Source organism: Comamonas sp. B-9, from assembly GCF_000410635.1.
In the GTDB taxonomy this organism is placed as follows: domain Bacteria; phylum Pseudomonadota; class Gammaproteobacteria; order Burkholderiales; family Burkholderiaceae_C; genus Comamonas.
The window spans coordinates 33,148-42,151 of record NZ_KE148649.1; the positions used below are offsets into that span (position 1 = coordinate 33,148).

Consider the following 9,004-nt stretch of genomic DNA (forward strand, 5'->3'; position numbering starts at 1 on the left):
GCCTTGGCCCATCTGGGCGCGGTGGATGTGGCGCTCTCGGCCACCGCTGCGCTGCTGCGCGCCACCGCAGCCCATATCGATGCCCAGCCTGGGCAGCCCTGGACCCGGGAGGTGAACCGCACCCGCCTGGCCGCCGAGGCCGCTGCCCAGCAAGTGCTGCAGCATGTGCCGCGCGCGCTGGGCCCGGGCCCTTTTTGCAAAGACCGGTCGCTCGCGTTGCTGCTGGCCGACCTGCCGATTTTTATCCGCCAAAGCCATGCCGAGCGTGATCTCGCCGCGCTCGGCCAAGCGATTACACAACAGGAGAACAACGCACCATGGAAGCTCTGATGCCCCGCCACATCGAAGGAGAAGGCACGCCCGAACTGCAATGGCAGCCCTGGCTGGCCCAGGCAGCATTGGGCACCACGCCGGTCGAGGAGCTGCTGCAAGGCTGCGCGCGGGTGGTGATTGTCTCGCCCCATCCTGATGACGAAATCCTGGCCACGGCCGCCATCATGCAGCACTGCGAGGCCAACGCGCTGCCCTGCACGGTGATCGCGGTCACCTCGGGCGAAGCCAGCCACCCGGGCTCGCGCCTGTGGACGCCGGACCAACTGGCCCAGGCCCGCGAGCGTGAAAGCGCCCAGGCGCTGGCCCTGCTCTGCCCGGGCAGCCAGATCATCCACCTGCGCATCCCCGACGGGCAGGTGCAGGACCACCAGCCCCAGCTCGAATCACGCCTGCAGCAATTGCTGCGGCCGACCGATGCGGTCTTCTGCCCCTGGCGCTACGACGGCCACCCCGACCACGAGGCCACCGGCGAGGCCTGCGCCGCCGCCACCGCCGATGTCGGCAGCCGCCTGTTTGAGGTACCGATCTGGACCTGGCATTGGGCGAGCCCCGGCGACCAGCGCGTGCCTTGGCAGCAAGCCGTGCGCATGCCGCTGAGCGCCGAGCAGCTGGACCGCAAGTGCCTGGCGCTGTCCTGCTTTCGCAGCCAGTTGCTGCCCGACCCCTCCACCGGCAGGCCTGCCATCCTGCCGCGCTGGGCCACGGCGCGCCTCTTGCGCAACTTCGAGGTGATACTGCGATGAACCAACGCCAACACTTTGAACAGCTCTACCGAAGCTCCTCCGACCCCTGGGCCGTCAAAACCGCCTGGTACGAGCGGCGCAAGCGCGAGCTGCTGCTGGCATCGCTGCCGCGCGAGCACTACCGCCACGGCTTTGAACCCGGCTGCGGCAATGGCGAAACGACGATGGCGCTGCTGGAGCGCTGCGACCAGCTTGTGGCCGCGGACTTTGCCGAATCGGCCGTGCTGCTGTGCAATGCCCGCATCCAGCGCGAGGACCGGCGCCAGCTGCACCTGCAAAAGCTGCAGCTGCCGCAGGAGTGGCCGCAGGTGCCGCCCGGCGGCTTTGATCTGCTGGTGGTCTCCGAGCTCGCCTACTACCTGGATGATGCCGATCTGGCGCTGTTCAGCGAGCGCTGCCTGACCTCGCTGGCAGCGGGCGGGCACTGGCTGATGTGCCACTGGCGCCACCAGGCGCCCGACCTGCTGCAAAACGCCGACACCATCCATGCGCAAATCGGGGCCAGCGCCGCACTCAAGACCGTGGTCGAGCACCGCGAGACCGATTTCCTGCTGGAAGTCTGGGAAAGGCTCTGAACCCATGATCGGCATCTGCATCCCCGCCCACAACGAAGAAGACTTGATAGGCGCCTGCCTGGAAAGCGTCGCCACGGCCAGCCTGCATCCCGACCTGGGCGCCGAAGAAGTCAAGGTGGTTGTCGTGCTCGACAGCTGCAGCGATGGCAGCGCCGCCATCGCCCGGCAATGGCCTTTTGTCACCCTGCAGGTCCATGCCCGCAATGTCGGCCGGGCGCGGGCTGCCGGGGCCCGCCATCTGCTGCAGCACCAGGCGCGCTGGCTGGCCTTTACCGATGCGGATACCCGTGTGGCGCCCGATTGGCTGGCAGTGCAGCTGTCGCTGGGGGCCGATGTGGTCTGCGGCACCGTCGGAGTGGACAGCTGGGCGGCCCATGGCGCCGATGCGCAAGCTGCGCGCCTGCGCTTTGAATCGGGCTACCAGGACCGCGACGGCCACCGCCATGTGCATGGTGCCAACCTGGGCCTGTCGGCCCATTGCTACCAGCAGGCGGGCGGCTTTGATGCGATGGAGTGCGGCGAAGACCAAGCGCTGGTGGACCGCCTGGCCGCGCTAGGCGCGCAGATCGCCTGGAGCGCCCTGCCACGGGTGCTCACCAGCGGACGGCCTTTTTCCCGCGTGGAACATGGCTTTGCCGGCGCCATTCGGCTAGCAACCCAGCCGGGGCTGCGCTAGGCCCGCCCGCCGCCCGGCTCCATGCCTGTGGCAGCAAGCCACGGGCAAAAGCACTACAGCCGGTCAGCTGAAACCTGTTGACATTCCTCGGACAACGCCTACACCGCGCACCAGCCCTCGCCGCGATCATGGAGCCATCGAAGAAAGGAGTTCGTCATGCAACACCAGCCATCTTTTCCGATGCTGACCATGCCAACCCGACCCTTAGTCGCGCAGCGTGGTGAAAAGCAAAACCGCTATGTTCCAGCGGTGTCCACTGATATCAGCAAGACCTTCGAGAAGTACCGCCGCCTGGCCGCACTTCAAAACGCCAAGCAGTTGGCGACTTAGAGCCGCCAACACGGCCCAGCAAACCGTAGGTTTGCGATTGAGACTAGGCGTCCCCGACTAGGCGTCGCCGACTAGGCGCCAACCCGCAGGCAGTACAGGGGTACGACAAGGATTGGTAACGACGTATCAAGGGTTGTGTTAGAGGCTCGTGCCCCGTTTCTTGCCGAGTTCATGCTTTCCCCCTCCATCCGGTTCAAGCTTGCATGAACGGCTCACATTGAGCATCGGCCTTCTTCTACCGGCCTAAGGCGCCCCTTGGGCATAGCCACCAGCGCAACAGCCCGCCAAAGGGCAGGCTGTTGTCAGCTGGGGGCCTTTTGGTTCAAGCCGCCGCAGTCTTGGCCGGGCCCCCTGCCCGGGTCGCGAGCCAGCACAAAATCGCGCCACCGCAGACCATCGCAGCCCCTTGCCAAAACGCCAGCGACAGCGGCGCTCGCAGCAGTACGGTGGACAGCGCAGCCGACAGCACGGGGATAAAGCAAGATGCGCCGGCCAGTGCATTTTGATGCGGCGCAGCTGTCCTTTATCAACATCGCGCAGGCGGCATCGCGCATCCGCAAGGACTATGGCAACAATGCCCGGCGCAGCTTGACCGTGTGCTGCTCGCCGGCCTTCTCGGCCTTATGGATGGCGCAGCGCTTGCCGAGTTTTTTCAGCGACAACCCCGATATCGACCTGGACCTGGTGACCAGCCAGAACTTTCTGTCCTTGGAGCCGGGCATCCACCCCGATATCTTCATCACCAAGATTTCGCGGCTGCGCGATGGCTATGCCAGCGTGCCGCTGTTCCATGACCGCATCTACCCCGTCTGCCCCCCCGCCTACTTGCAGGCGCACCCGGAGATCCAGACCCTCGACGGCCTGCGCCACAGCGTGCTGCTGAACCTGAGCCCCTATGGGCGCTCCCAGGTGGCCGAGCATGTGGACTGGAGCGTGTGGCTGGCCATCCACCGCCTGGACTTGGACGAGCGCCAGAAAAATGACGCGCATTTCTTCAACGCCAATGACTACAACCTGCTCATTCAGATGGTGCTGAACGGCCAGGGCGTGGCGCTGGGTTTCAACCAGCTGGTCTCGCACCTGATCGCGCAGAACCTGCTGGTGCGGCCTGTGCCCGAGGAGCTGGTGCTCGAAGAATCACGCCACTACTTTGCCTACCGCGAAGACAAGGCCAGTGACAGCGCGCTCGCCCGCTTCAGAAGCTGGTTTTTTGCGCAGTGCGGGCTGCTGCAGGAATAAGCTGAAAGGCCATCACAGCGCAGCCTGCCGCATCCTGCTGTGCATAAAAAAAGGCCAGGCTTCCCCAGCCTGGCCTTCCCTTCTCCTCCTACATTTCTTAATCGATAGGCACAATGCGGACGCTCGACTGGCTGGCGGCATCGGCGGCCACCACGCCCACAAACAGGCGGCGGTTCTGCTCGTCATAGGCCACGCCCCGGATCTTGGGCCAGCCGCTGGCCAGCACGCTGGTCTCGCCCTTGGGGCTGACGCGGAACAGCTTGCCGCCCGAGCCGCCAAAGAACAGGCTGCCGTCCGTGGCGGCGGTCATCAGGTCAATGCCATCCGAGCTGGTGAACGTGGCGATCAGCTTGCCGTCGGCCACGGTAGCCGGCGCCGCACGCAGCTTGGCCAGCGAGAAGGACAGTACCTGGCCGCTCGTCTGGTCGCTCACATACACCGCGTCGCCCACCACGGCCAGGCCCACGGGCTTGCCAAAGCCGGTGATCAGCTCGGTCTCGGTGGCAGCGCTGCCACTGATCTTGAGCTCGCTCACGGCACCTGTGCCGCCCTTGATGAACCAGCCATCCAGCAGCGATCCATCAGGCGTCGAGGTGATGCCGATGCGGCGGCGCAGGCTGTCGGTGCCGCGCAGGTTGTAGGCCGTGCCGCTCTTGGGCACCGCAGCCACGGCGCCATCCGTGCCAAAGCCAAAGCGCGTCACATAGACGGTGCCATCGCTGCCACGCGTGACCTGGCCCAAGGTCGAGCCGCTGGCGGGCGCAGCGGGCAAGGCCGCGTACTGTGCAAACTGGCTGCCGCCCTCCCATACCCGGATGGTGTTGGCCTTCTCATCGCTCACAAACAGACGGCTTTCGTTCTTGTCCCAATACAGGCCATTCAAATCCGCCGATACCGACAAGGTGGTCGGCCCCCGGTCCGCATCGCTGCCACCGCCTCCGCAGGCCGACAAGGCGACTGCCGCGCCAGTCAGGCCCACCAGCAGCATGCGGCGTATGCCTGCATCCACAAAAGGGCGGCGCAAAAAGGGGCTGATCCATGGCATGGGCTGGTCCTCGTTCTTCATATAAAGCGCTATTATATTTTTGAATAGCGCTTGGGTGGAACAACGACTGGTGCGACAGCTGAGCCCGGGATTCTCAGCGCAGCAACGGCAGGCCGTTTCATGGATGCGCACCGCAAGCGGTGGGGCATTGGGCAGCTGCTCAGCCCCTCGGCCCACGCCATTGGCGCTGCCCAGCGGCCGGACGTAAGACATTGTGCGGCCCGGTTTAAGGCCATTAAAAGGAGTACCGTGGGCCGAGGCCATCCATCTTGGTGTGCCGCAATCGCCATAGACCGGAGGTCTACATGTTCAAATTCTCAGCCTATCCCCCTGCTTCGTTTTGGGATAAGTCCAAACTGATGCTCCAGAGCGCAGGTGTGCCAGCGCCGCAGGAGCAAGACAAGAAGCCGCCTGCTGACCCAGAGCGCCCAGGCCAGGATCAACAGATCGTGGCTGGCCATGGTTTCAAATTTGTATAAACGTGGGAAGCTGCCGTCCCCAGAACTGACCGCCGTTGTGCGGTTTTTTTCTACCTGGTGTGCGCTTGCGCCAGCTTTGGCAGCACTGGCGCTGTTGTGGCCACTGCCGGCAAGGGCTGGCAACTACGCCACCTGTATCCTCGACCATGCAGCACGGGTGCGCAGCGACGCGGCGGCCAAGGCCGTGTCGCAAGGCTGCTTGGCCAGCTATCCCGGTGGGATAGAGGCCGTTCGGCAAGGCGCCAGCATCGCGAGCGATGACTTCAGCTCTGGCGCCCAGTGCTCGGCAAGAAAGGCAGAAGACACGCGCAGCTCCATGGCGGCCTACCAGATCAAACGGGCCTGCCAACGGCTGTATGACCATCCCGAGGTCCCCGCACCGGCGCCGATTGCGGTGCCTTGAGAACTTCTGTTCCAAGGGTTTTTCAGCGCGCCGTTGCTGCCTCCTCTGCCCTTGAGGGACTCCACGGCCATCCCGGCGTGCGCCCTTGCGCTCGCAGCTAGCCATGCTGGCCGTTGCAGCGGATGCTTGCTGCCATGGCGCACTTTGCACACAGAAGTCCGCTTTGTGCTATCCTGAAATATCCGATCAGGGCATGCTTGCCCCTTGATCCGTCAAAGTGCAAGGCGCGCAAGGCTTTATGCACACATCCTAGGCAAGCCCTCCAAGCCACAATAAATTCCTAGGGTCGGCTTTTCCCTCTTTCGCATTTATTTCTGGCGCTTCATGCTCCACCGTTTCAGCGCGTGGAGCGCGCACCCATGTTTCAATTTTTTAAAGATACCCACAAGATTTCCCGTTATTTCATCTCGCCAGGCGTGTGCGAGCAAGCAGACGGGAAATTCCAAGCAGCAGTCTCATTGAAGTCCGGCCAGGGCTCGGTTGCGCAAGACACCGTGTACACCTTCTCCAAGCTGTTCGAGACAGCGCAGGAGGCGGTCGATCACGCCAAGCATGAGGGCATGCAGCTTGCCCTCATGAAATAAGGCCACAGGCCATCACCAAGGACATCCGTTGAGCAAAGAAGACCTTATCGAAATGCAGGGGAAGATCGAAGAAATTCTCCCAGATGCGAGATATCGCGTGAACCTGGACAATGGCCACTCGCTGATTGCATATACCGGTGGCAAGATGAGAAAGCACCGTATCAAGATCATTGCCGGGGACAACGTGACGATCGAAATGTCCCCCTACGATCTGTCGAAGGGTCGCATTACGTTCCGGCATCTTGCGCCTCGCTCGGGAGCCGCCACCGGCGCCAAGCAGTTCCGCAAGCGCTAGACATTCCAGCGTTCATAACGGCACATGGCTGTGCCGATCCATAACCGCCCATGGGCGGTTTTTTTATGGGCCGCTCCAGGCAGCGCTTGCCGCACCATGGGTTATCAGCCGCCGCACAGCTCGCATTTGCAGCGGCTTCTGCCCAATGCTTGCGCCAACCGAGCAGCCAGCGCCACGGCTGGCTGCAAACCAACAAAAACTGGGCTGACCGGGCTCAGATGCGAGCCAGAAGGATGCTGCGGATTCACGTTAGGCTTCAAACCAATCGACATCGAGCGAAATGGCATAGCTCCGCTTCTTGCCGTCCACGCCCGTGCCACCACCGCCAATATAGGCATCGCATGACGTGACCTGGGCATGCAGGCCTGCGTCCTGCAGCATGACTTTGAAAGGCATCAGGTCTCTGACAGACAGCTGACCTATGCGCAATCCATCCACCACCACCGACACGGGCTTGTCCGTATTCTCCTTGCCTTCTTCCGGAACGAGGAACGCGATGCAGTCCCGGTTGGCGTTTTCACCAAAGCTGTTTCCTGCGACGCGGAAAATGTTCGCCGTATAGGTGCCGTCGTCAGCCACCTTGACCGTCTCTCCGCGCGCCCAATGCTTTTTTGAGCTCAGGTCTTTCAATGCGATCGTCGCCTTCAAGGGGCCACGAAGAAACCCAGGTGTTCTCGGCGGCCCTCTGGACAGCAGCCAGTACGCAAAATAGGACAGCCAGCACAGGAAGAAAAACAACAGTATTTGTCCATAGCTCATCTCGTTCCTTTAATCGACGCTGTCTGTCAGGCTACCGCATCGCAAGGGAGAGGGAGCGAGAGCAAGAAGATGTCCTTCAAGTAGGCGCTTCCCGCGTTTACCCAATAAGCGGCCAGGCCGCAAAAATGGCGGCCTGTATTTGGCATGTACGCAACGACGGCGCTTCAAGCGCCAGCGCCTGGCCAGGCCGCGAGGCGCTTTGCAAGAGGGAGAGAGGGGACAGGCGGCCCGTTGTCAGCGAAGCAGCACATGCCCATGGCAGCGAGGCCAGGGCGGGTGCCGCCGATCACGGGCCTGGGACGCAACGCTGGCCAAGGCCCGGCCTACGTCAGTCGTCCACCCCGATCATCACCGACGAGGCCTTGATCACGCCGTAGGCCTTGGCGCCCTCTTTCAGCTTCAGCGCATCGGCCGAGTTGGTGGTGATGCTGGAGGCAATCTGCACGCCCGGTGCGATTTCCAGAACGACTTCGGTAGAGACGGGGCCGCGGGTGATGGAGATAACGGTGCCGCTCAAGACATTGCGTGCGCTGATTTTCATGGGGATTCCTTTGGGAGCGGTGGGTACCGCGAAATAAACGAACGCTCTATTCTGGCCGCATTTGCCGCGCGGCCCAAGCAGCAGACCCCCACCACCGCCGTGATGGCAGCAGCGGGCCATGGCGCAATCACGCCACAGATCCCCGGCCAGGTCTAGGCACATCTAGAAACAGTCATAAAATGCGAATAATTCTCAAATGCATCGGATTGCTGCCTGCTCTGTACCGCCTCCCATGTCTGCCATTCCCGACGTCCAGCTTCTCTACACCGGCCACCACCAATGGCTGCAGCAGCGCTTGCAGCACCGGCTCGGCAATGCCGCCGATGCGCAGGACATGGCGGCCGACACCTTTGTCTGCGTGCTCACCAGTGCCACGCCGCCCGAGGCCATCCGTGAGCCCCGGGCGTTCTTGACGACCATTGCCAAGCGGCTTTTGATCAACCACTGGCGCCGCCGTGATCTGGAGCGCAGCTACCTCGAAGCGCTGGGCGCACAGCCCGAGCCGCTGATGCCCTCGCCCGAAGAGCTGGCGGTGCTGCAGGAAACGCTGGCTCATGTGGCCCATGCGCTCGACGGCCTGCCGCTCCCGGCCCAGCAGGCCTTTTTGCTCAGCCAGCTCGATGGCCTGGGTTACGAGGCGATTGCACAGCGCCTGGGCATCTCGCACAGCACCGTGCGCCGCCATATGGCAGAGGGCTTTCGCCGCATTGCGCTGGCCCTGGCCAGGCAGGATGCCGGCATTACCGCGCCAGTGCGCAACGCAGCACCGGCGATGGCGGGCAGCCTGAGCGCCGGATGACGGCAAGCCCCGAATCCACGTTGGACCCGGTCAGCGAAGCTGCCGTGGAATGGCTCGTGCAGTTCCACTCGGGCGAGATGACCGACGCCGACCAGGCCCGCCACCGCGCCTGGCTCGCCGCCCACCCCCAGCACCAGCTGGTCTGGCAGCGGCTGAGTGGCAGCCTGCATGCGCAGTTTGGCGCGGCCCGCGCCGTGGCCGCG

Annotated in this window: 13 protein-coding genes and 2 pseudogenes; 11 read left to right on the plus strand and 4 right to left on the minus strand. The window is 63.5% G+C overall.

The genetic code is table 11. From position 1 onward, the window contains the following. From H928_RS0120715 to H928_RS32585, 5 genes and pseudogenes are all read left to right on the plus strand, one after another. Positions 1-330: pseudogene (locus tag H928_RS0120715) on the plus strand (acyl-CoA dehydrogenase); the annotation flags it as partial. Further along, complete coding sequence (locus tag H928_RS0120720; protein WP_021028212.1) at positions 318-1,076, plus strand: PIG-L deacetylase family protein; 759 nt, start codon at positions 318-320, stop codon at positions 1,074-1,076. The pseudogene H928_RS0120715 and the gene H928_RS0120720, both read left to right, overlap by 13 nt. Further along, positions 1,073-1,651, plus strand: a complete 579-nt coding sequence (locus H928_RS0120725; RefSeq protein WP_021028213.1) for a class I SAM-dependent methyltransferase — start codon at positions 1,073-1,075, stop codon at positions 1,649-1,651. Before H928_RS0120720 ends, H928_RS0120725 begins: the two co-directional genes overlap by 4 nt. Before the next feature lie 4 nt (positions 1,652-1,655). Beyond that, positions 1,656-2,327: a glycosyltransferase family 2 protein gene (locus H928_RS0120730; protein ID WP_021028214.1), complete on the plus strand. Its 672-nt coding sequence runs from the start codon at positions 1,656-1,658 to the stop codon at positions 2,325-2,327. Positions 2,328-2,483: 156 nt separating this feature from the next. After that, positions 2,484-2,657: a hypothetical protein gene (locus H928_RS32585; protein WP_158400602.1), complete on the plus strand. Its 174-nt coding sequence runs from the start codon at positions 2,484-2,486 to the stop codon at positions 2,655-2,657. A gap of 322 nt (positions 2,658-2,979) precedes the next feature. Here H928_RS32585 and H928_RS33720 read toward each other — a convergent pair. Further along, positions 2,980-3,153 (minus strand): annotated as a pseudogene (locus tag H928_RS33720) (EamA family transporter); the annotation flags it as partial. Here H928_RS33720 and H928_RS29055 point away from each other — a divergent pair. Further along, positions 3,141-3,896: a LysR substrate-binding domain-containing protein gene (locus tag H928_RS29055; protein WP_021028216.1), complete on the plus strand. Its 756-nt coding sequence runs from the start codon at positions 3,141-3,143 to the stop codon at positions 3,894-3,896. The pseudogene H928_RS33720 and the gene H928_RS29055 overlap by 13 nt on opposite strands. Positions 3,897-3,993: 97 nt before the next feature. On the opposite strand, the gene H928_RS30345 is transcribed toward H928_RS29055, so the two are convergent. Beyond that, positions 3,994-4,941, minus strand: a complete 948-nt coding sequence (locus H928_RS30345; RefSeq protein ID WP_148293249.1) for a hypothetical protein — start codon at positions 4,939-4,941, stop codon at positions 3,994-3,996. Between the two features lie 459 nt (positions 4,942-5,400). Between H928_RS30345 and H928_RS29065 the strand changes: the two genes are divergently transcribed. The 3 genes from H928_RS29065 to infA all read left to right on the plus strand — a co-directional run bounded on the left by H928_RS29065 (position 5,401) and on the right by infA (position 6,702). Beyond that, a complete protein-coding gene (locus tag H928_RS29065; RefSeq protein WP_239645036.1) occupies positions 5,401-5,823 on the plus strand; it encodes a hypothetical protein in 423 nt (140 codons plus the stop codon). A gap of 359 nt (positions 5,824-6,182) precedes the next feature. Then, entirely contained in the window at positions 6,183-6,407 is a 225-nt protein-coding gene (locus H928_RS29070; RefSeq protein WP_021028220.1) for a hypothetical protein, read from the plus strand. 28 nt (positions 6,408-6,435) lie between these two features. Next, the gene (infA, locus tag H928_RS0120765) at positions 6,436-6,702 is read left to right on the plus strand and encodes a translation initiation factor IF-1 (protein WP_021028221.1); all 267 of its coding nucleotides are present in this window, start codon (positions 6,436-6,438) and stop codon (positions 6,700-6,702) included. Between the two features lie 249 nt (positions 6,703-6,951). On the opposite strand, the gene H928_RS0120770 is transcribed toward infA, so the two are convergent. Together H928_RS0120770 and H928_RS0120775 are read right to left on the minus strand one after the other, a co-directional pair. Then, a complete protein-coding gene (locus H928_RS0120770; RefSeq protein WP_148293250.1) occupies positions 6,952-7,461 on the minus strand; it encodes a hypothetical protein in 510 nt (169 codons plus the stop codon). 328 nt (positions 7,462-7,789) lie between these two features. Continuing rightward, positions 7,790-8,002 (minus strand): molybdopterin-binding protein, encoded by a 213-nt coding sequence (locus H928_RS0120775; protein ID WP_021028223.1) that lies wholly within the window; start codon positions 8,000-8,002, stop codon positions 7,790-7,792. Between the two features lie 232 nt (positions 8,003-8,234). On the opposite strand from H928_RS0120775, the gene H928_RS29075 reads away from it, so the two are divergent. Beyond that, on the plus strand, positions 8,235-8,801 hold the full coding sequence (locus tag H928_RS29075; protein WP_021028224.1) for a sigma-70 family RNA polymerase sigma factor: 567 nt from the start codon (positions 8,235-8,237) through the stop codon (positions 8,799-8,801). Continuing rightward, positions 8,798-9,004: FecR/PupR family sigma factor regulator (locus H928_RS0120785; RefSeq protein WP_027011197.1), on the plus strand; the 207-nt coding region annotated here is incomplete at its 3' end. The genes H928_RS29075 and H928_RS0120785, both read left to right, overlap by 4 nt.

Bases quoted from the DNA above. Each gene is read 5' to 3' on its own strand.
- H928_RS30345 (WP_148293249.1), bottom strand. From the start codon at position 4,941: ATGCCATGGATCAGCCCCTTTTTGCGCCGCCCTTTTGTGGATGCAGGC.
- H928_RS32585 (WP_158400602.1), top strand. From the start codon at position 2,484: ATGCAACACCAGCCATCTTTTCCGATGCTGACCATGCCAACCCGACCC.
- H928_RS29055 (WP_021028216.1), top strand. From the start codon at position 3,141: ATGCGCCGGCCAGTGCATTTTGATGCGGCGCAGCTGTCCTTTATCAAC.
- H928_RS0120720 (WP_021028212.1), top strand. From the start codon at position 318: ATGGAAGCTCTGATGCCCCGCCACATCGAAGGAGAAGGCACGCCCGAA.
- H928_RS0120775 (WP_021028223.1), bottom strand. From the start codon at position 8,002: ATGAAAATCAGCGCACGCAATGTCTTGAGCGGCACCGTTATCTCCATC.
- H928_RS0120725 (WP_021028213.1), top strand. From the start codon at position 1,073: ATGAACCAACGCCAACACTTTGAACAGCTCTACCGAAGCTCCTCCGAC.
- H928_RS29075 (WP_021028224.1), top strand. From the start codon at position 8,235: ATGTCTGCCATTCCCGACGTCCAGCTTCTCTACACCGGCCACCACCAA.
- H928_RS29065 (WP_239645036.1), top strand. From the start codon at position 5,401: ATGGTTTCAAATTTGTATAAACGTGGGAAGCTGCCGTCCCCAGAACTG.
- H928_RS0120770 (WP_148293250.1), bottom strand. From the start codon at position 7,461: ATGAGCTATGGACAAATACTGTTGTTTTTCTTCCTGTGCTGGCTGTCC.
- H928_RS29070 (WP_021028220.1), top strand. From the start codon at position 6,183: ATGTTTCAATTTTTTAAAGATACCCACAAGATTTCCCGTTATTTCATC.
- H928_RS0120730 (WP_021028214.1), top strand. From the start codon at position 1,656: ATGATCGGCATCTGCATCCCCGCCCACAACGAAGAAGACTTGATAGGC.